Here is a 26,716-nt window from a genome sequence, read left to right on the forward strand (position 1 = left end):
GGATTAACAAATATAAAAATGAACGGTGTCAATGTAACCATAGTGCTTATTTCTGTTTGCTCCGATTTCGATGTTAGTTAGATTTTTCAAGGAGGATTTCGATGTGTGCAGTTTGAGGGTTTTTAACATATCTATTTGCATCAGTTGATTTTAATCTTTTGTTTAAATCTATTGTATAGTTGTTGCTGCCACCTGTAATCTTAATGTGGCCTTTATTATAATTACCATGATATAATTTTTTGTTTTTAATTAATGTTTGACGGATTCGGAAATCAACTTCTTTTAAAGTTAATACGGGTTTATTACCTGTGTAAAATGGATGTTCGCCAATAAATGTTCCTGATTTATCTTTATATGTTAGGTTCAATTTATAATGTTTATCGCTAGGTTTCGCTGCTGGTGTAACACCACCAGTAAATGTTTCTTGAGCTAACATATAAGTGTGCCAAGTTTCATAATCTTTTAAAGCAAAAATATCTACATATTTATTTCTTAATTGATTAATATTACCCCAACTTTCAGGACCGAACACTTGAATATGACTAAACCATGATAACTGTAACAATGTTGCATGGATTGTACCATTTTCCTTTTGCCACAACCATTTATTTGAAAAAGTTAAATGGCGTTGTGTGTAATATTTAGTCAATTCACTTACATTTGTTTCCTCTTGGTCAATATAATAAGCTTTTGCATTAGATGACATACTAATAGGTGAGTGTGGGGATTGAATTGTAGCTGTGCCTATCATAGTCAATGCTATTGATAAAATGATTTTTTTGTGAGGTTGTTTTTCATTAGAAAATCTCCTTTACGAGGAATGTTATATACGAGGAATAATAAGTTTATAAAAAGAGAGAAATCAATTAAATCATTCAGTCTATTTGTATTCACTCAATGAATGATACTAACGAGATTTTTCAAGAATGACTTCAATTTCTGTATTTCGAGGATTTTTAACATAACGATTTGTGTCAGTTAATTTTAATTTCTTACTTAAATCGATCGTATAATTATTACCACCACCTGTAATTTTAATTTGACCTTTATTAAATTCTCCGTTATATAGTTTTTTGTTCTTAATTAAAGTTTGACGAACGCGGAAATCCAGTTCTTTTAAAGTTATTACTGGTTTGTTACCTTGGTAAAACTCAAGTCCACCAATCATAGTTTGTAGTTTATCTCTATATTTTAAAGATAATTTATAATGCTTATCAGATGAAGTGGCGGCTGGTGTAACACCACCAGTAAATGTTTCATCATAAGTCCAATAACCTTCCACTGTATCCTCGTCTTTAGTTCCAAATATATCTACATATTTATCTCTTAATTGATTAATGTTTCCCCAACTTTCAGGGCCGAATACTTGAATATGCGTATACCAAACCCACGTTTGTAATGTTGCATGAATGGTACCATTAGGTTTTTGCCACAACCATTTTCCGGATAGTGATAAATGAGGCTGTGTATAATACTTTATTAACTCATTGATATTAGTCTCGTTTTCACTAATATTATAGGCTTTTGCTTCAGATGAAAAACTGATTGGTGTTTTAGGAAGTTGTGTTGATGTAGTTCCTAAAAGTAACAATGCTGTTGATAAAACTAATTTATTCATGATGTTCTTTTTCATATGAAAATCTCCTTTGCGTGAATTACCCAAAGTATATAAGCTATCACACCGATTCGGAATTAAATAAAAGCTAAAACTATGTTAAATAAACTTAAACGGCTAGTAGTGTTATTTAAGCAAAACTTATCATTTTTAAGTTTTGGACAGAAACAGTACCTAATAAAGTAGGCGGGAGTTATATATTAAAAACGACACGTTAGAATTATTCCATAATCAATTGCATTAAATTGTTTGATAATTGAATTTTCTAACTACTTGAAAAATAGTTATACTTTAAATGTAGTACTTATTTTAATAATTTCCTACTACTTAAATTTAATATTAATAAAATGTTCATTTAATTATTGATAAAATATTACAAATTTTAATAGTAGGTTGTGTTTATTTTGTATGCGCTTACAATTTAGGTGTAACTAAAATAAAAGGAGTTGTTATTAATGAAAAATTTACGAAACAGAAGTTTTTTAACTTTATTAGACTTTTCACGACAAGAGGTAGAATTCTTATTAACACTCTCCGAGGATTTAAAACGTGCTAAATATATTGGCACTGAAAAGCCTATGTTAAAAAATAAAAATATTGCACTGTTATTTGAAAAAGATTCTACAAGAACGCGATGTGCATTTGAAGTTGCAGCGCATGATCAAGGTGCTAATGTAACTTATTTAGGCCCAACTGGATCACAAATGGGTAAAAAAGAAACAACTAAAGATACTGCACGTGTGCTTGGTGGAATGTATGATGGCATTGAATACCGTGGTTTTTCACAAAGAACAGTAGAAACTTTAGCTGAATATTCAGGCGTACCAGTGTGGAATGGTTTAACTGATGAAGATCATCCTACTCAAGTTCTTGCTGATTTCTTAACAGCAAAAGAAGTTTTAAAAAAAGATTATGCAGATATTAACTTTACATATGTTGGAGATGGACGTAATAACGTTGCAAATGCATTAATGCAAGGTGCTGCCATTATGGGTATGAACTTCCATTTAGTTTGTCCAAAAGAATTAAATCCAACAGATGAATTATTAAATCGCTGTAAAAATATTGCCGCTGAAAATGGTGGCAACATATTAATCACAGATGATATTGACCAAGGTGTAAAGGGTTCGGATGTAATTTACACTGACGTTTGGGTATCAATGGGTGAACCTGATGAAGTATGGAAAGAACGACTTGAATTATTGAAACCTTATCAAGTAAATAAAGAAATGATGGATAAAACTGGTAATCCAAATGTTATTTTTGAGCATTGCTTACCATCTTTCCACAATGCTGATACGAAAATTGGACAACAAATTTTTGAAAAAAATGGTATTCGAGAAATGGAAGTTACAGATGAAGTATTCGAAAGTAAAGCTTCAGTTGTATTCCAAGAAGCTGAGAACAGAATGCATACAATCAAAGCAGTCATGGTTGCTACATTGGGTGAATTTTAAATGATATAAGGAAGTGAATATGATGGCGAAAATAGTAGTAGCATTAGGTGGTAATGCTTTAGGTAAATCACCTCAAGAACAACTCGAGCTTGTTAAAAATACTGCGAAATCATTAGTAGGATTAATAACAAAAGGACATGAGATTGTTATTAGTCATGGTAATGGGCCACAGGTTGGAAGCATTAATTTGGGACTTAACTATGCTGCAGAACACAACCAAGGTCCGGCATTTCCATTTGCTGAATGTGGCGCAATGAGTCAAGCTTACATCGGCTATCAATTACAAGAAAGCTTACAAAACGAATTGCATTCTATTGGAATGGATAAACAAGTGGTAACGCTAGTGACACAAGTTGAAGTTGATGAAAATGATCCGGCATTTAACAATCCTTCAAAACCAATTGGGTTATTTTACAACAAAGAAGAAGCTGAACAAATTCAAAAAGAAAAAGGATTTACATTTGTTGAAGATGCTGGAAGAGGGTATAGACGTGTTGTTCCTTCACCACAACCCATCTCTATTATTGAATTAGAGAGTATTAAAACACTTATTAAAAATGATACACTCGTTATTGCTGCTGGTGGTGGAGGGATACCAGTAATTAGAGAGCAACATGATGGTTTTAAAGGTATTGATGCAGTTATAGACAAAGATAAAACAAGTGCGTTGTTGGGCGCTAATATTCAATGCGATCAATTGATTATTTTAACAGCAATTGATTATGTATATATTAATTTTAACACTGAAAACCAACAGCCTTTGAAAACAACAAATGTTGATGAATTAAAACGATATATAGACGAAAATCAATTTGCAAAAGGAAGTATGTTACCAAAAATTGAAGCAGCCATATCATTTATTGAAAACAATCCAAAAGGAAGTGTGCTTATAACATCATTAAATGAATTAGATGCTGCCTTAGAGGGTAAAGTAGGTACTGTGATTAAAAAGTAATTGAATTGAAACGCTTTTCAATTACTATATGTCAAATGCATGATTTTTATTATTTATGTGCACCCCTGAAAATAATGCCTCTATTTTGATGCGGGGTGCACTTTCTTAATTTATATTTATAAAATCTTTAAGGTAGAAATGCTAGGTTAAATGTCGAAGGAGATGAAACCGTGGAAAATACAATTAATGAAAGTGAAAAGAAAAAGCGATTTAAATTAAAAATGCCAGGTGCATTTATGATTTTATTCATTTTAACGGTTGTTGCAGTTATAGCAACATGGATTATTCCTGCTGGTGCATATTCTAAACTTTCTTACGAACCTTCATCCCAAGAACTAAAGATAGTTAACCCTCATAACCAAGTGAAAAAGGTTCCAGGTACGCAACAGGAATTAGACAAAATGGGGGTTAAAATTAAGATTGAACAATTTAAATCAGGTGCAATTAATAAGCCGGTATCAATTCCGGATACTTATGAAAGATTAAAGCAACATCCAGCTGGACCAGAACAAATAACAAGTAGCATGGTTGAAGGTACGATAGAAGCGGTCGATATCATGGTATTCATTCTTGTATTAGGGGGACTTATTGGCGTAGTTCAAGCCAGTGGTTCTTTTGAATCGGGATTGCTAGCTTTAACTAAGAAAACAAAAGGGCATGAATTTATGCTAATTGTGTTTGTATCAATACTAATGATTATCGGCGGGACGTTGTGTGGTATTGAAGAAGAAGCTGTAGCATTCTATCCGATTTTAGTCCCTATATTTATAGCGTTAGGATACGATTCTATCGTTTCAGTTGGTGCCATATTCCTTGCCAGCTCTGTCGGTAGTACATTTTCAACTATTAACCCGTTCTCGGTTGTAATTGCCTCTAATGCTGCTGGTACAACTTTTACGGATGGGTTGTATTGGAGAATAGGTGCTTGTATTGTCGGTGCGATTTTTGTTATTAGTTATTTATATTGGTACTGTAAAAAAATTAAAAAAGATCCTAAAGCATCATATTCTTATGAAGACAAAGATGCTTTTGAACAGCAATGGTCTGTATTAAAAGATGACGATAGTGCCCATTTTACTTTGCGTAAGAAGATAATCCTTACATTATTTGTACTACCATTTCCAATTATGGTATGGGGAGTTATGACGCAAGGTTGGTGGTTCCCAGTTATGGCTTCAGCATTTTTAATATTTACAATTATAATAATGTTTATTGCTGGGACAGGTAAATCTGGATTGGGAGAAAAAGGAACTGTAGATGCATTTGTCAATGGCGCATCAAGTTTAGTAGGTGTATCTTTAATTATTGGCTTAGCTCGAGGTATTAATTTAGTGTTGAATGAAGGTATGATTTCAGATACGATCTTACACTTTTCATCATCTTTAGTTCAACATATGAGTGGACCATTATTTATCATCGTATTACTATTTATATTCTTCTGTTTAGGTTTTATCGTGCCATCATCTTCTGGCTTAGCGGTATTATCAATGCCTATCTTTGCACCACTAGCTGATACAGTAGGTATACCAAGATTCGTCATCGTTACGACATATCAATTTGGTCAATATGCGATGTTATTCTTAGCGCCGACTGGACTTGTTATGGCTACACTTCAAATGTTAAACATGCGATATTCACATTGGTTCCGATTTGTATGGCCGGTAGTTGCTTTTGTATTGATTTTCGGTGGCGGAGTACTAATTACGCAAGTACTAATTTATTCATAATTTGAAATGCTATATTATAAAAAATACTAACTGGATTTTATGCATCTCGTAGGTTTGTAGAAATACTAAACTAAGCGAGGTGCATTATTATCTTTGATTAACAAAATAATGGCGTTAATGACAACACTAGTAAGTAATTGATACAATGTTCTATTTAATAATGATATTTTTAAAATTTGTTTTTAATGTAATGTTAGATCTATGGTATATTATATTTATCGTGGTAAATATGGTGTTTGCTGTAAACAGTTTTTGTAACACATGACGCATATGGTTGTGAAAATAGCATATATAAAGGATGGCTATAAATGACACATTTGACAAAGGTTTTAGATACACTAACTGGGATATGCGTAGTATTATTATTTAGTAAATATTTTGTGGCGTATGCAAATATGGTATTTGATTGGAATTTAAGATGGTATTTGCTAGAAAACATACCACATTTGCCAATTATATTATTTATTCTGATGTTTATTTTCGGAGTACCTTCTGAAATGATAAAAGATAGGCAAAGGAAAAATAACGGTGTTTAATTTATCGATATTTAGAGGTGATAAAATTTGTCAACTATTACAAAGACTAAAATAAAAATCTTTATTAATTATTTTATTGGTATATTAGCCTTGGCGTTTGCTGCTTATATATTATTTAAATAAAGCTTAGAGTGAAACGTGTTTATGAACTAGATGTTCTAGTATAGTTACTACAGCTTTAGTCAGAAGGTATCATTGTTGTTCATACATAAGATGATATTAAATCAAAAAGGCATTGATATACACTAAAAAGAGGCAAGATTAGCTGCCTCTTTTTTAGTTATTAAATATGCGTGTTAATTCTTGGTATTAGTGTTACTGAGACGCATTACGAAGAAATTTATCTTGATTTTCCTTTTTTAAAAAGAAGTGAAGATATCCTATAAAGACTCTAAGTACTATTACAGTGGCTAATAACATTTCGATAAACAAAAGACCTTTCCAAATGACTGGAAACATAAGTACAGGCAAACTGTTCTTTAAAGCAGTTGCAGAGATTACTAAAGGGAATGTGAAAGCTGAAAATACTGGCGAAAAAGGTTCTTTTAGTAATTTAGGCAATTGTATAATGATGTAAAAATAAAATATTTGAGCTAATAGTAAAAGTATAATTACGATAAAAGTATTCGCCTTAGGAAAGGCTATAACATATGCTGCAGCGACTAAAGAAAATGGTGCACAAATTGTCGATGTGTTTGGTTTGATTGACGTCTGCAATGGAAATGCTTTTAATCGCTTGAAAACTATAGGTAAGACAATACAAGTAGCTACAAAGCCATATATTACTGTTAATTGACCTATGAAAAAATATCCGCTGACGGGTGCCGTCAATCCTGCGATAGCAATTCCAATAAAAAGTACAGTCCATGATGGATAAACATTCTCAAGTGAAAAATCTTTTAAATATTTGATTGAAAAAATAATCATATGCGTCATAATTCCCACAAGGCATAAAATCCAAATAGGCGTTATTAAATTATTGATAAATGTGATGTTACTAAAAAATGTATTTAAATAAGTAGTACCTAAAAAGCCGGACATGAAAAATGTTGTGAACACTGATGAAACAAGAGGGCTGTTTAATTGTTCTTTCACATTATTAAAATATTTGAGCATAGTACATAAAAGGTGAATCCAAATCAAGAAAGCAAAGATTCCGCAAACAGCGTTTAAACTAAGAGATAAGTCTTTTAATAGATTGCCCAGGCCTAATAATCCTAAGACTAGTCCTGACGTTACAAGAGGTGCTTTTTGAAGTCTCATGATTTACAACCTTTCTTATGTGATTTTCTTCACTAATTATATCATGATAGCTATGGCCTATTAATAAGAAGAGTGTGTACTATTACGTTTTTAGAGTATGTATAATGGATTGATAGACACATAATTGACATTTAAATCTCAAAATTAATGATTCTTGAGTATGCTTTGCAACCTAAATATTGGAATATGTGGAAAAGTAATTATTTAATTTAAATAATGATTGAAGATTTACAAGGGGGTACAAAATGAGAAATCAAATTCAAAAACTATTAGACAGTGATTTGAGCAGTTTACATATATCAAAACAAACAGGAGTGCCACAAAGCACAATACACAGAATGAGAAAAAATGAAAGATCATTAGACAATATGTCATTGAAAAACGCTGAACTACTTTATAAATTTGCCAATGGTATATTTAGTGATGAAAATTAAGAAGAATAATTAGTGAATTAAATAATTAGAAAACCACGTCTCGATGGACGTGGTTATTTTTACATGTATATAATTATAGAATTTCGGGTCCCTGAAAAGTCCCTAAAATTTTGAATAGTATCAAAATCTATAGGAATAATATAATAATAAAAATTTCTACGCATACAAATGGTGAGTGATAAAAATCTTGGTGTAGTTTTGGTGTAGTTCAGGTGCAGTATAGATGAAATTTTAGCGCAAAATTACTTAATTAAAAATGTGTAAACAAGTGTCAGACGCGTGTCAATTGTGTGTCAAAAAATTCTATAACGAATATGCGTGCTTGTTTTAATCACTGTATTTTCTGGGGTTATGCGGGGACGTTTTGGTGACGCATCATACTATATTACTGAAATTCAAAACAAAAAGAGCCCCGTAATCACGGAACTCTTTTGTTTAGTAATGCGTATAAAAATACTATAAACGTCCTGGGAGGGATTCGAACCCCCGACCGATGGCTTAGAAGGCCATTGCTCTATCCAGCTGAGCTACCAGGACACGTTTAACAACACAAGAATTATTATATCTAAATGAACTTAAATTAGCAATACCTTGTAAATAAAAAAAGTTTATATTTTTCACTATTATAGAGCTATTTATCTAAAAAGGTTCAATAAGACTTAAATACGAATTTAGGCAACTTAATTGTGTTAAATACAGTTTTGAATGCCTAACTGTATATCTTTTCTCTTTAAAATACAGTTAAGTACATTATAAGATGTTGTGCGGATAAACAAACTAATTGCATCAAATTTATTTTAAAATAACAACAACAAAACGTTAAGCGAATAACATTTCGGTGATTTAAAAGCTACGCACGTTTTTGTTATCTTCAAATTTAAATTTTAAGGAGTGTTTTCAATGGAAGGTTTATTTAACGCAATTAAAGATACCGTAACTGCAGCAATTAATAATGACGGCGCAAAATTAGGCACAAGCATTGTGAGCATCGTTGAAAATGGCGTAGGTTTACTAGGTAAATTATTCGGGTTCTAATTTCAATATGTTATGTAAGTAATAAGTATTATTTCAAAGGTGAGGGAGAGATTTAAATGACTGGACTAGCAGAAGCAATCGCAAATACTGTGCAAGCTGCACAACAACATGATAGTGTGAAGTTAGGCACAAGTATCGTAGACATCGTTGCTAACGGTGTGGGTTTACTAGGTAAATTATTCGGATTCTAATATAATTATTAATATTCTTTAAAATAAACTGGGTGAGCATACTTTAATGTTATGCACTCAGTTTATTTTATTTGCAGAAATTTGAGCCTCTGTTAAGATTTAGATACATAGACAATATAGGAGGTGAGGAAATTGGGATATAAAAATATTTTGATAGACTTTGATGATACAATTGTTGATTTTTATGATGCAGAAGAATGGGCGTTTCACTATATGGCGAATGTTTTTAATCATAAAGCAACAAAGGATGATTTTTTAACATTTAAAAAAATCAATCACCAACATTGGGAAGCTTTTCAACAAAATAAATTATCGAAGTCTGAAGTATTATCAGAACGATTTGTGAATTACTTCAAACATCATCAAATGGAAGTTGATGGGCATCGTGCAGATGTGTTATTTAGAAATGGATTAGCAGAAGCTAAAGTTAAATACTTTGATCAAACATTAGAAACAATTGTCGAGTTATCGAAAAGACATGATCTATATATTGTTACTAATGGTGTAACCGAAACGCAAAAGAGAAGGTTAAATCAGACGCCGTTGCATAAATATATTAAAAAGATATTTATATCTGAAGAAACAGGATATCAAAAACCTAATCCGGAATTTTTTAATTATGTTTTTAATGATATTGGTGAGGATGAAAGACAGCGCTCGATTATAGTTGGAGATTCTTTAACATCTGACATTCTAGGTGGAATCAATGCGGGTATAGCTACTTGCTGGTTTAATTTTAGAGGATTTGATCATAATCCAGGAATTATACCTGATTATGAAATTAATTCATGGAAACAATTAAATGATATTGTACGTTAAGACAAATAATTTGAAAATGATTTACTTATATTAGCTACGAAAGTAATTGTAAAAAAGACACTACGAAAAGATGCATTTTCATGCTCGTAGTGTCGAATATTATTATCTTATGGTTTCCACAATAAGACATCATGTCCTTCTATATTTTTAGCTTCCACATCTGTAAATCCATGATGTAAAAAGAAATCCTTAGAATCATTTCTGCCAATGGCTTTAATTGGCATATTGAAACTCTTTGCAAAATGAATCAATTCTGAAGCGTACCCTCTGTTTTGATATTTTGGCAATACTTCTAACTTCCATAATAATATATAATCTTCAAAATCTGGGAAGTAGATTTCTTCGACATCCCCTTTTTTTAGTAATGCCATTCTAGCTCCTAATTGATCTCCGACAAATATGCCATAAAAAGGTGAATCTGAACTTGCATCAATCATTTGACCGTTTAACTCATTGACCATGTATAAGTCTTTGTTGCCAAACGCTCTAAAGTTTTCGAATAATTCGTCAGTTTTGTAATTTATTTCAAGACGTTTGATTTCACTCATATTTATCTACCCCTTATTTGTTTACTACTATTATTATACATTAAACCACTTGTGTTTTTCATTGATTTGAAAATGTAAAACAATGAATATTATAAATTTTCCATGATTAAATTGATTTTCAAGCCGTAAAATTGTCAATCACCGGTATAGACTTTATACTATAGTTTGTAATCGCGTACTTAAGGAGAAAAAACATGGACTGTAAAGTAGTTAGTTTAAATGAAAAAGATCAGTTTATACCAAAAATAAAGAGCAGTGATCCTGTAATAACAGGATTATTTCAATATGATGCAGCTCAACAAATTAGTTTTGAAAAAAGAATGTCTAAAGAAAATAATGGAAGAGAAGCGGCATTAGCGAATGTTATTCGTGAATATATGAGTGATTTAAAGCTTTCTAGTGAACAAGAATTAAACATACAACATTTAGCTAATGGTTCAAAAGTTGTGATTGGTGGACAACAAGCAGGGCTTTTCGGGGGACCATTGTATACATTCCATAAAATATTTTCAATCATTACTTTATCTAAGGAATTAACGGATACACATAAGCAACAAGTAGTACCCGTTTTTTGGATTGCAGGAGAAGATCATGATTTCGATGAAGTGAATCATACATTTGTTTATAACGAAAATCATGGGTCACTGCATAAGGTTAAATATCATACAATGGAGATGCCAGAGACGACTGTCTCTAGATATTATCCTGATAAGGCTGAGTTGAAACAAACTTTAAAAACGATGTTCATTCATATGAAAGAAACTGTTCATACACAAGGTCTACTGGAAATTTGTGACAGAATTATTGACCAATATGACTCGTGGACTGATATGTTTAAAGCACTACTGCATGAAACATTTAAAGCATATGGCGTTCTATTTGTAGATGCGCAGTTTGAGCCGTTAAGAAAAATGGAAGCGCCTATGTTTAAAAAGATTTTGAAAAAACATCAATTGCTTGATGATGCATTTAGAGCAACACAACAACGCACTCAAAATCAAGGTTTGAAGGCGATGATACAAACAGATACAAATGTTCATTTATTCTTACATGATGAAAATTTGCGTCAATTAGTTTCGTATGATGGTAAGCATTTTAAATTAAATAAAACAGATAAGACATTTATAAAGGAAGAAATTATAAATATTGCGGAAAATCAACCTGAATTATTTTCTAATAATGTAGTGACAAGACCATTAATGGAAGAATGGCTATTTAACACGGTGGCATTTATTGGAGGGCCGAGTGAAATTAAGTACTGGGCTGAACTAAAAGATGTATTTGAACTATTTGATGTTGAAATGCCTATCGTGATGCCAAGGCTTAGAATTACTTATTTAAATGACCGTATTGAAAAATTACTTTCGAAATACAATATTCCATTAGAAAAAGTGTTAGTCGATGGTGTTGAAGGAGAAAGAAGTAAGTTTATTAGAGAACAAGCATCAGATCAATTTATTGAAAAGGTAGAAGGTATGATAGAACAACAGCGTCGTCTATACCAAGACTTATTAGATGAAGTGGCGGGGAATCAAAATAATATTAACCTTGTGAATAAAAATAATGAAATTCATATACAACAGTATGATTATTTGTTAAAACGTTATCTTTTAAACATTGAAAGAGAAAACGACATCAGTATGAAGCAATTTAGAGAAATTCAAGAAACACTCCATCCAATGGGAGGATTACAAGAAAGAATATGGAATCCACTTCAAATTTTGAATGATTTTGGGACAGATGTGTTCAAGCCCTCCACCTATCCACCACTTTCTTACACTTTTGATCATATTATTATAAAACCTTAATATACCAAGGGTTTAGCCCGATTTATCTTAATGATAAATCGGGCATTTTTTTGTTTTTTAAAATAAATTTCACAAATTTTGTATAAATAGTGGTGGATAGTGGGGAGATGTGGTAAATTATATATAAGGTGAGGTGATAAAAAATGTTCATGGGAGAATACGATCATCAATTAGATACAAAAGGACGTATGATTATACCGTCCAAGTTTCGTTATGACTTAAATGAGCGTTTTATTATCACAAGAGGCCTTGATAAATGTTTATTCGGTTACACTCTAGACGAATGGCAACAGATTGAAGAGAAAATGAAAACCTTACCTATGACAAAAAAAGACGCACGTAAGTTTATGCGTATGTTCTTCTCTGGAGCTGTTGAAGTAGAACTTGATAAGCAAGGGCGTATTAACATCCCTCAAAACTTGAGGAAATACGCTAATTTAACTAAAGAATGTACAGTAATCGGTGTTTCAAATCGTATTGAGATTTGGGATAGAGAAACTTGGAATGATTTCTATGAAGAATCTGAAGAAAGTTTCGAAGATATTGCTGAAGATTTAATAGATTTTGATTTTTAAAATGGAGGAATTGAAGTGTTTCATCATATCAGCGTTATGTTAAACGAAACCATTGATTATTTAAATGTAAAAGAAAATGGTGTGTACATTGACTGTACGCTAGGTGGAGCGGGACATGCCCTTTATTTACTAAATCAATTAAATGACGACGGAAGATTAATAGCAATCGATCAAGACCAAACTGCAATTGATAATGCTAAAGAGGTATTAAAGGATCATTTGCACAAGGTGACTTTTGTTCATAGCAACTTCCGTGAATTAACTCAAATATTAAAAGACTTAAACATTGAAAAAGTAGATGGAATTTATTACGACTTGGGTGTTTCAAGCCCACAACTCGACATTCCAGAACGAGGATTCAGTTATCACCATGACGCAACATTAGACATGCGTATGGATCAAACACAAGAACTAACAGCATATGAAATTGTTAACAATTGGTCATATGAAGCGTTAGTGAAGATTTTTTATCGCTATGGCGAGGAGAAATTTTCAAAACAGATAGCTCGTAGAATTGAAGCACATCGCGAACAACAACCAATAACAACAACATTAGAATTAGTTGACATTATAAAAGAAGGTATTCCTGCAAAAGCAAGAAGAAAAGGCGGACATCCTGCAAAACGAGTATTTCAAGCACTACGAATTGCAGTAAACGATGAATTGTCAGCTTTTGAAGATTCAATAGAACAAGCGATTGAATTAGTGAAAGTAGAAGGCAGGATTTCGGTAATCACTTTCCATTCTTTAGAAGATCGTTTATGTAAACAGGTGTTCCAAGAATATGAAAAAGGTCCAGAGGTACCAAGAGGATTACCAGTTATACCAGAAGCATATACACCTAAGTTAAAGCGTGTTAATCGTAAACCGATTACCGCTACAGAAGAAGATTTAGATGACAATAACAGAGCACGAAGCGCGAAATTACGTGTAGCTGAAATACTTAAATAAGGAGCAATTTATAATGGCTGTAGAAAAAGTGTACCAACCATATGACGAACAAGTTTATAATAGTATACCGAAGCAACAACCACAAACTAAGCCCGAAAAGAAGACTGTTTCGAGAAAAGTGGTTGTACAATTAACTAAATTTGAAAAAGTTTTATACATAACTTTGATTACTGTAATTGCTATGTTAAGTATTTATATGCTATCTTTAAAAATGGATGCGTATGATACGCGAGGAAAGATTGCAGATTTAGATTATAAAATAGATAAACAATCAAGTGAAAACAGTGCTTTACAATCTGAAATCAAAAAGAATTCTTCTTATGAACGCATATACGAAAAGGCTAAGAAACAGGGGATGAGCCTTGAGAACGATAATGTAAAGGTAGTGCGTAGTAATGGCGAAGCAAAAAATTAAAATTAAAAAAAATAAAATAGGGGCAGTCCTACTTGTTGGTTTATTCGGACTGCTCTTTTTTATATTGGTTTTAAGAATTTCATATATCATGATTACTGGACATTCTAATGGTCAAGATTTAGTCATGAAGGCAAATGAAAAGTATTTAGTTAAGAATGCACAACAACCAGAACGAGGAAAGATATATGATCGTAATGGTAAAGTGCTAGCAGAAGATGTAGAAAGATATAAACTTGTTGCAGTAATAGATAAAAAGGCGAGTGCCAATTCTAAAAAACCTAGGCATGTAGTTGATAAAAAAGAGACTGCAAAGAAATTATCTACAGTCATTGATATGAAGCCAGAGGAAATTGAAAAGAGACTTAGTCAAAAGAAAGCTTTCCAAATTGAATTTGGACGCAAAGGAACAAATTTAACGTATCAGGACAAATTAAAAATAGAGAAAATGAATTTGCCTGGTATTTCTTTATTGCCTGAAACAGAACGCTTTTATCCAAATGGCAATTTTGCATCACACTTAATTGGTAGAGCTCAGAAAAATCCGGATACTGGTGAACTTAAAGGTGCGCTTGGTGTTGAAAAGATTTTTGATAGTTATTTAAGTGGATCTAAAGGATCATTGAGATATATTCATGATATTTGGGGATATATTGCACCGAATACTAAAAAAGAGAAGCAGCCTAAACGTGGTGATGATGTCCATTTAACAATCGATTCAAATATTCAAGTATTTGTTGAAGAAGCTTTAGATGGCATGGTTGAAAGATACCAGCCGAAAGATTTATTTGCGGTTGTCATGGATGCCAAAACTGGAGAAATTTTAGCATACAGTCAGCGACCAACATTTAATCCTGAAACTGGTAAAGACTTTGGTAAAAAGTGGGCAAATGACCTATATCAAAACACATACGAGCCTGGATCAACATTTAAATCATATGGGTTAGCAGCTGCTATTCAAGAAGGTGCTTTTGATCCTGATAAGAAATATAAATCTGGACATAGAGATATTATGGGTTCACGTATTTCAGACTGGAATAGAGTCGGTTGGGGTGAAATCCCAATGTCACTCGGATTTACTTATTCATCTAATACATTGATGATGCATTTACAAGATTTAGTTGGTGCAGACAAAATGAAATCTTGGTATGAACGATTTGGATTTGGAAAATCAACTAAAGGTATGTTTGATGGAGAAGCACCTGGTCAAATTGGATGGAGTAATGAGTTGCAACAAAAAACGTCATCATTTGGTCAATCGACAACTGTAACACCTGTTCAAATGTTACAAGCACAATCAGCGTTCTTTAATGATGGTAATATGTTAAAACCATGGTTTGTGAATAGCGTTGAAAATCCTGTTAGTAAAAGACAATTTTATAAAGGTCAAAAACAAATTGCAGGCAAACCAATAACAAAAGAAACTGCTGAAAAAGTTGAAAAGCAATTGGATTTAGTTGTGAATAGTAAGAAGAGTCACGCTGCAAACTATCGTATTGATGGTTATGAGGTCGAAGGTAAGACTGGTACAGCACAAGTCGCTGCGCCTAATGGTGGTGGATACGTTAAAGGCCCAAACCCATATTTTGTAAGTTTTATGGGTGACGCGCCGAAGAAAAATCCTAAAGTTATTGTATACGCTGGTATGAGCTTGGCACAAAAAAATGACCAAGAAGCTTATGAATTAGGTGTTAGTAAAGCGTTTAAACCAATAATGGAAAATACTTTGAAATATTTAAATGTAGGTAAATCAAAAGATGACACATCTAATGCAGAGTATAGTAAAGTGCCAGATGTTGAAGGTCAAGACAAACAAAAAGCTATTGATAATGTGAGTGCAAAATCATTAGAACCAGTTACTATCGGTTCTGGTACACAAATAAAAGCACAATCTATAAAAGCAGGGAATAAAGTCTTACCTCATAGTAAAGTACTGTTATTAACAGATGGAGACTTAACTATGCCTGACATGACAGGATGGACGAAAGAAGATGTCATTGCTTTTGAAAACCTAACAAATATTAAAGTGAATTTAAAAGGTAGCGGTTTTGTTTCCCACCAATCAATTAGTAAGGGACAAAAACTTACTGAAAAAGATAAAATAGACGTAGAATTTTCATCAGAGAATGTAGACAGCAATTCGACGAATAATTCTGATTCAAATTCAGATGATAAGAAGAAATCTGACAGTAAAACTGACAAGGATAAGTCGGACTAAAAAGAATGGCTACATTAAATAAGGATGTATTGTCACTATTTGTTTTTACTAAAGTAATGCTGTGATAGAAAACAACATCTTCATTTAATCTTTATAAATAAGTGTTGATAGAGAATTTTAAGGTAGACGAGGTCAGATTAACTTGTTTGTTATAGGCAAACTTTTTATACTGGCCTCTTATGCCGTAAAAAAGAAAAATTATAAATTTTGATTACAACTTTGTTTATTTAATTGAAAAATTGATAATATATTAGTGGTTAAAAAAGTCTGGATTAAGAAGAGGAGATAGTTATGATTTTTGTATATGCGTTATTAGCGCTAGTGATTACATTTGTTTTGGTACCTGTTTTAATACCTACGTTAAAAAGGATGAAATTTGGTCAAAGTATTCGAGAAGAAGGTCCACAAAGCCATATGAAGAAGACTGGTACACCAACGATGGGTGGACTAACATTTCTATTAAGTATTGTGATAACGTCTTTGGTTGCTATTATATTTGTAGATCAATCTAATCCAATCATACTGTTATTATTTGTGACGATTGGTTTTGGGTTAATTGGTTTTATAGATGATTATATTATTGTTGTTAAAAAGAATAACCAAGGTTTAACAAGTAAACAGAAGTTTTTGGCGCAAATTGGTATTGCGATTATTTTCTTTATTTTAAGTAATGTATTTCATTTGGTGAATTTTTCTACGAGCATACATATTCCATTTACGAATGTAGCAATTCCACTATCATTTGCATATGTTATTTTCATTGTTTTTTGGCAAGTAGGTTTTTCTAATGCAGTAAATTTAACAGATGGTTTAGATGGATTAGCAACTGGACTGTCAATTATAGGATTTACAATGTATGCCATCATGAGCTTTGTGTTAGGAGAAACGGCAATTGGTATTTTCTGTATCATTATGTTGTTTGCACTTTTAGGATTTTTACCATATAACATTAACCCCGCTAAAGTGTTTATGGGAGATACAGGTAGCTTAGCTTTAGGTGGTATATTTGCTACGATTTCAATCATGCTTAACCAGGAATTATCATTAATTTTTATAGGTTTAGTATTCGTAATTGAAACATTATCTGTTATGTTACAAGTCGCTAGCTTTAAATTGACTGGAAAGCGTATATTTAAAATGAGTCCGATTCATCATCATTTTGAATTGATAGGTTGGAGCGAATGGAAAGTAGTTACAGTATTTTGGGCTGTTGGTCTGATTTCAGGTTTAATCGGTTTATGGATTGGAGTGCATTAAGATGCTTAATTACACAGGGTTAGAAAATAAAAATGTATTAGTCGTCGGTTTGGCAAAAAGTGGTTATGAAGCAGCTAAATTATTAAGTAAATTAGGTGCGAATGTGACTGTCAATGATGGGAAAGACTTATCACAAGATGCTCATGCAAAAGATTTAGAATCTATGGGCATTTCTGTTGTAAGTGGAAGTCATCCATTAACATTGCTTGATAGTAATCCAATAATTGTTAAAAATCCTGGAATACCTTACACAGTATCTATTATTGATGAAGCAGTGAAAAGAGGTTTGAAAATTTTAACAGAAGTTGAGTTAAGTTATCTAATCTCTGAAGCACCAATCATAGCTGTAACGGGTACAAACGGTAAAACGACAGTTACTTCTCTCATTGGAGATATGTTTAAAAAAAGTCGCTTAACTGGAAGATTATCCGGCAATATTGGTTATGTTGCATCTAAAGTAGCACAAGAAGTACAGCCTACAGATTATTTGGTTACAGAGTTGTCGTCATTCCAGTTACTTGGAATCGAAAAGTATAAACCACACATTGCTATAATTACTAACATTTATTCAGCGCATCTAGATTACCATGAAAATTTAGAAAACTATCAAAATGCTAAAAAGCAAATATATAAAAATCAAACGGAAGAAGATTATTTGATTTGTAATTATCATCAAAGACAAGTGATAGAGTCGGAAGAATTAAAAGCTAAGACATTGTATTTCTCAACTCAACAAGAAGTTGATGGTATTTATATTAAAGATGGTTTTATCGTTTATAAAGGTGTTCGTATTATTAACACTGAAGATTTAGTATTGCCTGGCGAACATAATTTAGAAAATATATTAGCAGCTGTGCTTGCTTGTATTTTAGCTGGTGTACCTATTAAAGCAATTATTGATAGTTTAACTACATTTTCAGGAATAGAGCATAGATTACAATATGTTGGTACTAATAGAACTAATAAATATTATAATGATTCCAAAGCAACAAACACGCTAGCAACACAGTTTGCCTTAAATTCATTTAATCAACCAATCATTTGGTTATGTGGTGGTTTGGATCGAGGGAATGAATTTGACGAGCTCATTCCTTATATGGAAAATGTTCGCGCGATGGTTGTATTCGGACAAACGAAAACTAAGTTTGCTAAACTAGGTAATAGTCAAGGGAAATCGGTCATTGAAGCGAACAATGTCGAAGACGCTGTTGATAAAGTACAAGATATTATAGAACCAAATGATGTTGTATTATTGTCACCTGCTTGTGCAAGTTGGGATCAATATAGTACTTTTGAAGAGCGTGGAGAGAAATTTATTGAAAGATTCCGTGCCCATTTACCATCTTATTAAAGGGTGTGAGTATTGATGGATGATAAAACGAAGAACGATCAACAAGAATCAAATGAAGATAAAGATGAATTAGAATTATTTACGAGGAATACATCTAAGAAAAGACGGCAAAGAAAAAGATCAAAGGCTACACATTTTTCTAATCAAAATAAAGATGATACATCTCAACAAGCTGATTTTGATGAAGAAATTTACTTGATAAATAAAGACTTCAAAAAAGAAGAAAGCAATGATGAAAATAATGATTCTGCTTCTAGTCATGCGAATGATAATAATATCGATGATTCTACAGACTCTAATATTGAAAATGAGGATTATAGATATACTCAAGAAATTGACGACCAAAATGAATCGAATGGAATTGCAGTCGACAACGAACAACATCAATCAGCTCCTAATGAACAAAATAGCGACTCGAATGATGAGGAAACAGTAACGAAAAAAGAACGAAAAAGTAAAGTAACACAATTAAAACCATTAACACTTGAAGAAAAGCGGAAGTTAAGACGTAAGCGACAAAAAAGAATCCAATACAGTGTTATTACAATATTAGTATTGTTGATTGCTGTTATACTAATTTACATGTTTTCACCACTTAGTAAAATTGCGCATGTGAATATTAATGGCAATAATCACGTCAGTACTTCAAAGATAAACAAAGTTTTAGGTGTTAAAAATGATTCGAGGATGTATACGTTTAGTAAAAAAAATGCTATTAATGATCTCGAAGAGGATCCATTAATCAAAAGTGTTGAGATACACAAGCAATTACCGAACACATTAAACGTAGATATCACAGAAAATGAAATTATTGCTTTAGTGAAATATAAAGGTAAATATTTACCTTTATTAGAAAATGGTAAATTGCTTAAAGGTTCAAATGATGTCAAAATTAATGATGCACCTGTCATGGATGGTTTCAAAGGTACAAAAGAAGATGATATGATTAAGGCGTTATCTGAAATGACACCTGAAGTTAGACGATATATTGCCGAAGTGACATACGCCCCAAGTAAAAACAAACAAAGCAGAATTGAATTGTTTACGACGGATGGACTTCAAGTAATCGGTGATATTTCGACGATATCTAAGAAAATGAAATATTATCCGCAGATGTCACAATCATTATCAAGAGATAGTTCGGGTAAACTAAAAACACGAGGCTATATTGATTTATCAGTCGGTGCTTCATTTATCCCATATCGTGGAAACACGTCTACTCAATCAGAAAGCGATAAAAATGTGACTAAATCATCTCAAGAGGAAAATCAAGCAAAAGAAGAATTACAAAGCGTTTTAAACAAAATTAACAAACAATCAAGTAAGAATAATTAAAAAATTTTGATATTGTCTATGTTTATAGTTCACAAGCCATTCAACGTATTGTAAACTAAAGATAGTGTATTTTTTAATAGTAATTTGTCAGGAGGTGCCTATCTATGGAAGAACATTACTACGTAAGTATTGATATTGGATCATCAAGCGTAAAAACAATAGTAGGCGAGAAATTTCACAATGGTATAAATGTGATAGGTACAGGACAAACCTACACGAGCGGTATAAAAAATGGTTTAATTGATGATTTTGATATTGCGCGTCAAGCAATCAAAGACACAATTAAAAAGGCATCAATCGCTTCGGGTGTTGATATTAAAGAAGTTTTCCTGAAATTACCTATCATTGGAACGGAAGTTTATGATGAATCAAATGAAATCGACTTTTATGAGGATACAGAAATCAACGGTTCACATATCGAAAAAGTATTAGAAGGTATTAGAGAAAAAAATGATGTGCAAGAAACAGAAGTAATTAATGTGTTCCCGATTCGTTTTATAGTCGATAAAGAAAATGAGGTTTCAGACCCTAAAGAATTAATTGCCAGACATTCATTAAAGGTTGAAGCAGGCGTAATTGCTATTCAAAAATCGATTTTAATTAATATGATTAAATGCGTTGAAGCATGTGGTGTTGATGTATTAGATGTTTATTCTGATGCATATAACTATGGTTCAATCCTAACAGCTACTGAAAAAGAGTTAGGTGCATGTGTCATTGATATTGGTGAAGACGTTACGCAAGTTGCTTTTTATGAACGCGGTGAATTAGTAGATGCTGATTCTATCGAAATGGCAGGGCGAGATATTACAGACGATATTGCACAAGGATTAAACACTTCTTATGAAACTGCTGAAAAAGTTAAACACCAATATGGTCATGCATTCTATGATTCTGCTTCAGATCAAGATATCTTCACTGTTGAACAGGTTGATAGTGATGAAACAGTACAGTATACTCAAAAAGATTTGAGTGACTTTATTGAAGCGCGTGTAGAAGAAATATTCTTCGAAGTATTTGATGTTTTACAAGATTTAGGATTAACAAAAGTAAATGGTGGGTTTATTGTAACTGGTGGATCTGCAAACTTACTTGGCGTAAAAGAATTATTATCAGATATGGTAAGTGAAAAAGTTAGAATTCACACGCCATCACAAATGGGAATTAGAAAACCTGAATTTTCTTCAGCAATTTCTACAATTTCTAGTAGTATCGCTTTTGATGAGTTATTAGATTATGTTACAATTAATTATCATGATAATGAAGAAACTGAAGAAGATGTTATTGATGTGAAAGACAAAGATAACGAATCTAAATTAGGCGGATTTGATTGGTTTAAACGTAAAACAAACAAAAAAGATACTCATGAAAATGAAGTAGAGTCAACAGATGAAGAAATTTATCAATCAGAAGATAATCATCAGGAACATAAACAGAATCATGAACATGTTCAAGACAAAGATAAAGAAGAAAGTAAATTCAAAAAACTAATGAAATCTCTATTTGAATGATTATTGGCCAATAAAACTAGGAGGAAATTTAAATGTTAGAATTTGAACAAGGATTTAATCATTTAGCGACTTTAAAGGTCATTGGTGTAGGTGGTGGCGGTAACAACGCCGTAAACCGAATGATTGACCACGGAATGAATAATGTTGAATTTATCGCTATCAACACAGACGGTCAAGCTTTAAACTTATCTAAAGCTGAATCTAAAATCCAAATCGGTGAAAAATTAACACGTGGTTTAGGAGCAGGAGCTAATCCTGAAATCGGTAAAAAAGCTGCAGAGGAATCTCGTGAACAAATTGAAGATGCAATCCAAGGTGCAGATATGGTATTTGTTACTTCTGGTATGGGTGGCGGAACTGGTACTGGTGCAGCACCAGTCGTTGCTAAAATTGCAAAAGAAATGGGCGCATTAACTGTTGGTGTTGTAACTCGTCCATTTAGTTTTGAAGGACGTAAACGTCAAACTCAAGCTGCTGCTGGAGTAGAAGCTATGAAAGCTGCAGTAGATACATTAATCGTTATACCAAATGACCGTTTATTAGATATCGTTGACAAATCTACGCCAATGATGGAAGCATTTAAAGAAGCTGACAACGTGTTACGCCAAGGTGTACAAGGTATCTCAGACTTAATCGCTGTTTCTGGTGAAGTAAACTTAGACTTTGCAGACGTTAAGACAATTATGTCTAACCAAGGTTCTGCATTAATGGGTATTGGTGTTTCTTCTGGTGAAAATAGAGCGGTAGAAGCTGCTAAAAAAGCAATCTCTTCTCCATTACTTGAAACATCTATCGTTGGTGCACAAGGTGTGCTTATGAATATTACTGGTGGCGAGTCATTGTCATTATTTGAAGCACAAGAGGCTGCTGATATTGTCCAAGATGCTGCAGATGAAGACGTTAATATGATTTTCGGTACAGTTATTAATCCTGAATTACAAGATGAGATTGTTGTAACAGTTATTGCAACTGGTTTTGATGACAAACCAACATCACATGGTCGTAAATCTGGTAGCACTGGATTCGGAACAAGCGTAAATACTTCTAGCAATGCAACTTCTAAAGATGAATCATTCACTTCAAATTCATCAAATGCACAAGCAACTGATAGTGTAAGTGAAAGAACACATACAACTAAAGAAGATGATATTCCTAGCTTCATTAGAAATAGAGAAGAAAGACGTTCAAGAAGAACAAGACGTTAATCGGTTAATATATACACACAAATAATTCAACACAAATCATCAGATAACATATCTGATGATTTTTTTACTAATTTTTAGAACATGTAGAAGGACATTTAAGTTTTTCCAAGTCATTAAAAGTGTTTAACTATCGTGTCAAAATTAAGTCGAAAATTATTTGCGCAACATTTTAACTTTAAACATAAATGTTATATTATATAATTATTAACTTTATACAGTTAGACGAAGATAATTTAAATGAAATGATGGTGACGATCGAGTGAATGATAATTTTAAAAAGCAACCGCATCATTTAATATATGAAGAATTATTACAACAAGGTATTACTCTAGGTATTACAACTAGAGGCGATGGTTTAAGTGACTATCCTAAAAATGCTTTTAATATGGCGAGATATATTGATGATCGCCCATATAATATTACTCAACATCAATTGCAATTAGCTGAAGAAATTGCGTTTAATAGAAAAAATTGGGTATTTCCCATTCAAACACATGAAAATAAAGTCGCTTGTATTACAAAGGATGATATAGGCACAAATATAGACACTTTAACTGATGCGCTTCATGGTATTGATGCGATGTACACATTTGATAGTAATGTCTTATTAACGATGTGTTATGCAGACTGTGTACCAGTATATTTTTATAGTACAAAACATCATTTTATTGCATTGGCGCATGCAGGGTGGCGAGGTACCTACACTGAAATTGTAAAAGAAGTGCTAAAACATGTGAACTTTGATTTGAAAGACTTACATGTCGTTATTGGACCATCTACATCATCAAGTTATGAAATTAACGATGATATTAAAAATAAATTTGAAACATTGCCAATTGATAGTGGAAACTATATTGAAACTAGGGGACGAGATCGTCATGGTATTGATTTGAAAAAAGCCAATGCTGCATTATTAAATTATTATGGTGTTCCTAAAGAAAATATTTATACGACAGCGTATGCTACATCTGAACATTTAGAATTATTTTTCTCTTATCGATTAGAAAAAGGTCAAACAGGACGCATGTTAGCATTCATTGGTCAACAGTAAATAAGGAGGGGATATGCTTGCGTGTGAAAGATAATTTACAACAAATCTCAACACAAATTAATGACAAAAGTAAAAAAAATAATTTTTCAACAAAACCAAACGTGATTGCAGTTACAAAATATGTTACAATAGAGCGAGCTAAAGAAGCGTATGAGGCTGGAATAAGACATTTTGGTGAGAATAGATTGGAAGGCTTTTTTCAAAAGAAAGAAGCATTACCATCAGATGCGGTGATCCATTTTATAGGATCATTACAATCTCGAAAAGTTAAGGACGTTATAAACGACGTAGATTATTTCCATGCTTTAGATCGATTGAGCTTAGCCAAAGAAATTAACAAACGTGCAGAACATAAAATTAAATGTTTCTTGCAAGTGAACGTTTCGGGAGAAGCTTCTAAACATGGTATTGCTTTAGAAGATGTTGATCAGTTTATAGATGATCTTAAAAAATATGACAAAATCGAAATTGTAGGTTTAATGACGATGGCACCATTGACAGATGATGAAGCATATATTAGATCGTTATTTAAACAGTTACGTTTGAAAAAAGAAGAAATACAACGACTCAATTTAGAATATGCGCCTTGTGATGAATTATCAATGGGAATGAGTAATGACTATCTTATTGCAGTTGAAGAAGGTGCAACGTTTGTTAGAATTGGGACTAAACTTGTAGGAGAAGAGGAGTGAGCCACTTGGCTTTAAAAGATTTATTTAGTGGATTTTTTGTAATAGATGATGAAGAGGAAGTAGAAGTACCTGACAAACAACAACAGGTAAATGAAGCGCCAGCAAAAGAGCAGTCACAACAAACAACAAAACAAAACGCAATCAAATCAGTCCCTCAAAAATCTGCATCAAGATATACAACAACGTCAGAAGAAAGGAATAACCGTATGTCTAATTATTCAAAAAATAATTCACGTAATGTTGTAACTATGAACAATGCTACACCAAACAATGCATCACAAGAAAGTTCAAAAATGTGTTTATTCGAACCACGTGTTTTTTCAGATACACAAGATATTGCTGATGAGCTTAAAAACCGCCGTGCGACACTTGTCAATTTACAACGTATTGATAAAGTATCAGCGAAAAGAATTATTGATTTTTTAAGCGGTACTGTTTATGCAATCGGTGGAGATATCCAACGTGTAGGTACTGATATTTTCTTATGTACGCCTGATAATGTGGAAGTAGCTGGAAGCATTACAGACCATATTGAAAATATGGAACATTCATTCGACTAAGGAGTTAACATATGGATATAAATGTGCTAGCTACAATATTTAAATTTATCCTTTTTGTTGTTGAAATTTATTATTTCGGCATGATTATATATTTCTTTACATCTTGGGTACCAAGTATTAGAGAAACTAAGGTAGGTTATTTTTTAGCGAAAATATATGAACCTTTCTTACAACCATTTAGAAAAGTAATTCCACCTATTGGAATTATCGACATATCATCAATCGCTGCAATTTTCGTTTTAGTATTATTCCAAAGAGGGTTACTCCAAATCTTTAATTGGATTTTAATTCAATTACAATAAATTAAGCGACATAACGAGGCAAGGGTATATGATACTTTAGCCTCGTTTTTGATATCTATTTTTCTGAATATAAGGGCAATAGATGGTATTTTATAATTTTTTTAAGGTAGTGATTAACATAGATATTTATCAACACTTTAGACAGGAAGAATATGAATTAATTGATCAGCTATCGGATAAATGTGATCAAGCGGAACAGCATTATGCACCAGTATTAACGCATTTTTTAGATCCAAGAGGGCAATATATATTGGAAGTGATTTGTGGCAGTTATGAAGATTTAAACGTATCTTTTTATGGCGGACCTAATGTTGAAAGAAAAAGAGCAATCATTTCGCCAAACTATTATGAACCTAAAGAAAGTGACTTTGATTTAACATTAATGGAAATAGATTATCCTGAAAAATTCGTCACTTTAAAACATCAACATATTTTAGGGACATTAATGTCTTTAGGTATCGAACGCGAACAAGTTGGAGATATAATTGTGAATGAACGAATTCAATTTGTTTTGACAAGTAGATTGGAATCATTTATTATGTTAGAATTACAACGTATTAAAGGCGCATCAGTTAAACTTTATACTATTCCAGTAACAGATATGATACAATCTAATGAGAATTGGAAAATTGAAAGTGCAACAGTTAGTTCTTTAAGGTTAGATGTTGTTATTAAAGAAATGATACGTAAATCACGTACGATTGCGAAACAACTAATCGAAAAAAAAACGTGTTAAAGTGAATCACACTATTGTTGATTCAGCAGATTTTCAATTACAAGCAAATGATTTAATATCCATCCAAGGTTTTGGTAGAGCACACATTACTGACTTAGGTGGTAAAACTAAAAAAGATAAAACGCACATTACCTATAGAACATTATTCAAATAGTAATGATTTAAGGAGGAT

At 32.3% G+C, this 26,716-nt stretch carries 26 protein-coding genes, 1 tRNA gene and 1 pseudogene; 23 read left to right on the forward strand and 5 right to left on the reverse strand.

The window, feature by feature from the left end:
- Nucleotides 1-73: 73 nt before the first annotated feature.
- Both HMPREF2658_RS03045 and HMPREF2658_RS03050 read right to left on the reverse strand, forming a co-directional pair.
- Nucleotides 74-751: a superantigen-like protein SSL13 gene (locus HMPREF2658_RS03045; RefSeq protein ID WP_064133983.1), complete on the reverse strand. Its 678-nt coding sequence runs from the start codon at nucleotides 749-751 to the stop codon at nucleotides 74-76.
- A 156-nt stretch (nucleotides 752-907) separates the two neighbouring features.
- Nucleotides 908-1,633 (reverse strand): superantigen-like protein SSL14, encoded by a 726-nt coding sequence (locus HMPREF2658_RS03050; protein ID WP_000739537.1) that lies wholly within the window; start codon nucleotides 1,631-1,633, stop codon nucleotides 908-910.
- A gap of 437 nt (nucleotides 1,634-2,070) precedes the next feature.
- Between HMPREF2658_RS03050 and argF the strand changes: the two genes are divergently transcribed.
- The 4 genes from argF to HMPREF2658_RS03070 all read left to right on the forward strand — a co-directional run bounded on the left by argF (nucleotide 2,071) and on the right by HMPREF2658_RS03070 (nucleotide 6,290).
- Entirely contained in the window at nucleotides 2,071-3,072 is a 1,002-nt protein-coding gene (gene argF, locus HMPREF2658_RS03055) for an ornithine carbamoyltransferase (protein WP_070854197.1), read from the forward strand.
- 22 nt (nucleotides 3,073-3,094) lie between these two features.
- Nucleotides 3,095-4,027 (forward strand): carbamate kinase, encoded by a 933-nt coding sequence (gene arcC / locus HMPREF2658_RS03060; protein ID WP_001074347.1) that lies wholly within the window; start codon nucleotides 3,095-3,097, stop codon nucleotides 4,025-4,027.
- Nucleotides 4,028-4,197: 170 nt separating this feature from the next.
- A complete protein-coding gene (locus HMPREF2658_RS03065; protein ID WP_000432063.1) occupies nucleotides 4,198-5,754 on the forward strand; it encodes a YfcC family protein in 1,557 nt (518 codons plus the stop codon).
- A 308-nt stretch (nucleotides 5,755-6,062) separates the two neighbouring features.
- Nucleotides 6,063-6,290, forward strand: a complete 228-nt coding sequence (locus HMPREF2658_RS03070; protein WP_000149423.1) for an epilancin biosynthesis-related protein ElxI1 — start codon at nucleotides 6,063-6,065, stop codon at nucleotides 6,288-6,290.
- Nucleotides 6,291-6,605: 315 nt separating this feature from the next.
- Here HMPREF2658_RS03070 and HMPREF2658_RS03075 read toward each other — a convergent pair whose 3' ends face one another.
- On the reverse strand, nucleotides 6,606-7,553 hold the full coding sequence (locus tag HMPREF2658_RS03075; RefSeq protein WP_001239274.1) for a TDT family transporter: 948 nt from the start codon (nucleotides 7,551-7,553) through the stop codon (nucleotides 6,606-6,608).
- Nucleotides 7,554-7,798: 245 nt separating this feature from the next.
- On the opposite strand from HMPREF2658_RS03075, the gene HMPREF2658_RS03080 reads away from it, so the two are divergent.
- Entirely contained in the window at nucleotides 7,799-7,987 is a 189-nt protein-coding gene (locus HMPREF2658_RS03080) for a hypothetical protein (protein ID WP_001245799.1), read from the forward strand.
- Between the two features lie 463 nt (nucleotides 7,988-8,450).
- Here the strand turns inward: HMPREF2658_RS03080 and HMPREF2658_RS03085 are convergent.
- Nucleotides 8,451-8,524: transfer RNA gene (locus tag HMPREF2658_RS03085), tRNA-Arg, on the reverse strand.
- Between the two features lie 363 nt (nucleotides 8,525-8,887).
- On the opposite strand from HMPREF2658_RS03085, the gene HMPREF2658_RS03090 reads away from it, so the two are divergent.
- From HMPREF2658_RS03090 to HMPREF2658_RS03100, 3 genes are all read left to right on the forward strand, one after another.
- Nucleotides 8,888-9,022 carry a beta-class phenol-soluble modulin gene (locus tag HMPREF2658_RS03090; RefSeq protein WP_000398672.1) on the forward strand — a complete coding sequence of 45 codons (135 nt, stop codon included), beginning with the start codon at nucleotides 8,888-8,890 and terminating at the stop codon, nucleotides 9,020-9,022.
- A 56-nt stretch (nucleotides 9,023-9,078) separates the two neighbouring features.
- On the forward strand, nucleotides 9,079-9,213 hold the full coding sequence (locus tag HMPREF2658_RS03095) for a beta-class phenol-soluble modulin (protein WP_000147103.1): 135 nt from the start codon (nucleotides 9,079-9,081) through the stop codon (nucleotides 9,211-9,213).
- A 123-nt stretch (nucleotides 9,214-9,336) separates the two neighbouring features.
- Complete coding sequence (locus HMPREF2658_RS03100; protein ID WP_001796560.1) at nucleotides 9,337-10,032, forward strand: YjjG family noncanonical pyrimidine nucleotidase; 696 nt, start codon at nucleotides 9,337-9,339, stop codon at nucleotides 10,030-10,032.
- 107 nt (nucleotides 10,033-10,139) lie between these two features.
- Here the strand turns inward: HMPREF2658_RS03100 and HMPREF2658_RS03105 are convergent, their stop codons facing one another.
- Complete coding sequence (locus HMPREF2658_RS03105) at nucleotides 10,140-10,580, reverse strand: N-acetyltransferase (protein ID WP_070854198.1); 441 nt, start codon at nucleotides 10,578-10,580, stop codon at nucleotides 10,140-10,142.
- Between the two features lie 194 nt (nucleotides 10,581-10,774).
- Between HMPREF2658_RS03105 and bshC the strand changes: the two genes are divergently transcribed.
- From bshC to HMPREF2658_RS03180, 15 genes and pseudogenes are all read left to right on the forward strand, one after another.
- Nucleotides 10,775-12,388 carry a bacillithiol biosynthesis cysteine-adding enzyme BshC gene (gene bshC / locus HMPREF2658_RS03110; RefSeq protein WP_000340462.1) on the forward strand — a complete coding sequence of 538 codons (1,614 nt, stop codon included), beginning with the start codon at nucleotides 10,775-10,777 and terminating at the stop codon, nucleotides 12,386-12,388.
- A gap of 143 nt (nucleotides 12,389-12,531) precedes the next feature.
- The gene (gene mraZ, locus HMPREF2658_RS03115; RefSeq protein ID WP_000480800.1) at nucleotides 12,532-12,963 is read left to right on the forward strand and encodes a division/cell wall cluster transcriptional repressor MraZ; all 432 of its coding nucleotides are present in this window, start codon (nucleotides 12,532-12,534) and stop codon (nucleotides 12,961-12,963) included.
- Between the two features lie 15 nt (nucleotides 12,964-12,978).
- On the forward strand, nucleotides 12,979-13,914 hold the full coding sequence (gene rsmH, locus HMPREF2658_RS03120) for a 16S rRNA (cytosine(1402)-N(4))-methyltransferase RsmH (protein WP_000468386.1): 936 nt from the start codon (nucleotides 12,979-12,981) through the stop codon (nucleotides 13,912-13,914).
- 13 nt (nucleotides 13,915-13,927) lie between these two features.
- Entirely contained in the window at nucleotides 13,928-14,329 is a 402-nt protein-coding gene (gene ftsL / locus HMPREF2658_RS03125) for a cell division protein FtsL (RefSeq protein ID WP_000257598.1), read from the forward strand.
- Nucleotides 14,310-16,544, forward strand: a complete 2,235-nt coding sequence (locus tag HMPREF2658_RS03130) for a penicillin-binding protein (RefSeq protein WP_001118655.1) — start codon at nucleotides 14,310-14,312, stop codon at nucleotides 16,542-16,544. Before ftsL ends, HMPREF2658_RS03130 begins: the two co-directional genes overlap by 20 nt.
- A gap of 291 nt (nucleotides 16,545-16,835) precedes the next feature.
- Nucleotides 16,836-17,801 (forward strand): phospho-N-acetylmuramoyl-pentapeptide-transferase, encoded by a 966-nt coding sequence (gene mraY / locus HMPREF2658_RS03135; RefSeq protein ID WP_000578463.1) that lies wholly within the window; start codon nucleotides 16,836-16,838, stop codon nucleotides 17,799-17,801.
- Nucleotide 17,802: 1 nt separating this feature from the next.
- Entirely contained in the window at nucleotides 17,803-19,152 is a 1,350-nt protein-coding gene (gene murD, locus HMPREF2658_RS03140) for a UDP-N-acetylmuramoyl-L-alanine--D-glutamate ligase (RefSeq protein WP_000936000.1), read from the forward strand.
- Between the two features lie 15 nt (nucleotides 19,153-19,167).
- Nucleotides 19,168-20,487, forward strand: a complete 1,320-nt coding sequence (locus tag HMPREF2658_RS03145) for a cell division protein FtsQ/DivIB (RefSeq protein ID WP_000342176.1) — start codon at nucleotides 19,168-19,170, stop codon at nucleotides 20,485-20,487.
- A gap of 104 nt (nucleotides 20,488-20,591) precedes the next feature.
- The gene (gene ftsA / locus HMPREF2658_RS03150) at nucleotides 20,592-21,998 is read left to right on the forward strand and encodes a cell division protein FtsA (RefSeq protein WP_000391032.1); all 1,407 of its coding nucleotides are present in this window, start codon (nucleotides 20,592-20,594) and stop codon (nucleotides 21,996-21,998) included.
- 32 nt (nucleotides 21,999-22,030) lie between these two features.
- A complete protein-coding gene (gene ftsZ, locus HMPREF2658_RS03155) occupies nucleotides 22,031-23,203 on the forward strand; it encodes a cell division protein FtsZ (protein ID WP_000888997.1) in 1,173 nt (390 codons plus the stop codon).
- Between the two features lie 259 nt (nucleotides 23,204-23,462).
- Nucleotides 23,463-24,254, forward strand: coding sequence for a peptidoglycan editing factor PgeF (gene pgeF / locus HMPREF2658_RS03160; protein WP_000999349.1), 792 nt, complete (start codon nucleotides 23,463-23,465; stop codon nucleotides 24,252-24,254).
- A gap of 23 nt (nucleotides 24,255-24,277) precedes the next feature.
- Nucleotides 24,278-24,946: a YggS family pyridoxal phosphate-dependent enzyme gene (locus HMPREF2658_RS03165; RefSeq protein ID WP_014937021.1), complete on the forward strand. Its 669-nt coding sequence runs from the start codon at nucleotides 24,278-24,280 to the stop codon at nucleotides 24,944-24,946.
- Nucleotides 24,943-25,506: a cell division protein SepF gene (locus HMPREF2658_RS03170; RefSeq protein WP_000018608.1), complete on the forward strand. Its 564-nt coding sequence runs from the start codon at nucleotides 24,943-24,945 to the stop codon at nucleotides 25,504-25,506. The genes HMPREF2658_RS03165 and HMPREF2658_RS03170 overlap by 4 nt, the downstream gene beginning before the upstream one ends.
- Nucleotides 25,507-25,517: 11 nt before the next feature.
- Nucleotides 25,518-25,808 carry a YggT family protein gene (locus HMPREF2658_RS03175; protein WP_000354113.1) on the forward strand — a complete coding sequence of 97 codons (291 nt, stop codon included), beginning with the start codon at nucleotides 25,518-25,520 and terminating at the stop codon, nucleotides 25,806-25,808.
- Between the two features lie 109 nt (nucleotides 25,809-25,917).
- Nucleotides 25,918-26,698 (forward strand): annotated as a pseudogene (locus tag HMPREF2658_RS03180) (RNA-binding protein).
- The last annotated feature ends 18 nt before the right edge of the window (nucleotides 26,699-26,716 follow it).

The sequence above is a fragment of the Staphylococcus sp. HMSC062H10 genome, from assembly GCF_001836945.1.
GTDB lineage: Bacteria > Bacillota > Bacilli > Staphylococcales > Staphylococcaceae > Staphylococcus > Staphylococcus aureus.

Excerpts from the sequence above, each read along its gene's own strand:
- HMPREF2658_RS03045 (WP_064133983.1), bottom strand. The coding sequence starts at position 751 with ATGATAGGCACAGCTACAATTCAATCCCCACACTCACCTATTAGTATG.
- HMPREF2658_RS03050 (WP_000739537.1), bottom strand. The coding sequence starts at position 1,633 with ATGAAAAAGAACATCATGAATAAATTAGTTTTATCAACAGCATTGTTA.
- argF (WP_070854197.1), top strand. The coding sequence starts at position 2,071 with ATGAAAAATTTACGAAACAGAAGTTTTTTAACTTTATTAGACTTTTCA.
- arcC (WP_001074347.1), top strand. The coding sequence starts at position 3,095 with ATGGCGAAAATAGTAGTAGCATTAGGTGGTAATGCTTTAGGTAAATCA.
- HMPREF2658_RS03070 (WP_000149423.1), top strand. The coding sequence starts at position 6,063 with ATGACACATTTGACAAAGGTTTTAGATACACTAACTGGGATATGCGTA.
- HMPREF2658_RS03075 (WP_001239274.1), bottom strand. The coding sequence starts at position 7,553 with ATGAGACTTCAAAAAGCACCTCTTGTAACGTCAGGACTAGTCTTAGGA.
- HMPREF2658_RS03080 (WP_001245799.1), top strand. The coding sequence starts at position 7,799 with ATGAGAAATCAAATTCAAAAACTATTAGACAGTGATTTGAGCAGTTTA.
- HMPREF2658_RS03090 (WP_000398672.1), top strand. The coding sequence starts at position 8,888 with ATGGAAGGTTTATTTAACGCAATTAAAGATACCGTAACTGCAGCAATT.
- HMPREF2658_RS03095 (WP_000147103.1), top strand. The coding sequence starts at position 9,079 with ATGACTGGACTAGCAGAAGCAATCGCAAATACTGTGCAAGCTGCACAA.
- HMPREF2658_RS03105 (WP_070854198.1), bottom strand. The coding sequence starts at position 10,580 with ATGAGTGAAATCAAACGTCTTGAAATAAATTACAAAACTGACGAATTA.
- bshC (WP_000340462.1), top strand. The coding sequence starts at position 10,775 with ATGGACTGTAAAGTAGTTAGTTTAAATGAAAAAGATCAGTTTATACCA.
- mraZ (WP_000480800.1), top strand. The coding sequence starts at position 12,532 with ATGTTCATGGGAGAATACGATCATCAATTAGATACAAAAGGACGTATG.
- ftsL (WP_000257598.1), top strand. The coding sequence starts at position 13,928 with ATGGCTGTAGAAAAAGTGTACCAACCATATGACGAACAAGTTTATAAT.
- HMPREF2658_RS03130 (WP_001118655.1), top strand. The coding sequence starts at position 14,310 with ATGGCGAAGCAAAAAATTAAAATTAAAAAAAATAAAATAGGGGCAGTC.
- mraY (WP_000578463.1), top strand. The coding sequence starts at position 16,836 with ATGATTTTTGTATATGCGTTATTAGCGCTAGTGATTACATTTGTTTTG.
- murD (WP_000936000.1), top strand. The coding sequence starts at position 17,803 with ATGCTTAATTACACAGGGTTAGAAAATAAAAATGTATTAGTCGTCGGT.
- HMPREF2658_RS03145 (WP_000342176.1), top strand. The coding sequence starts at position 19,168 with ATGGATGATAAAACGAAGAACGATCAACAAGAATCAAATGAAGATAAA.
- ftsA (WP_000391032.1), top strand. The coding sequence starts at position 20,592 with ATGGAAGAACATTACTACGTAAGTATTGATATTGGATCATCAAGCGTA.
- ftsZ (WP_000888997.1), top strand. The coding sequence starts at position 22,031 with ATGTTAGAATTTGAACAAGGATTTAATCATTTAGCGACTTTAAAGGTC.
- HMPREF2658_RS03175 (WP_000354113.1), top strand. The coding sequence starts at position 25,518 with ATGGATATAAATGTGCTAGCTACAATATTTAAATTTATCCTTTTTGTT.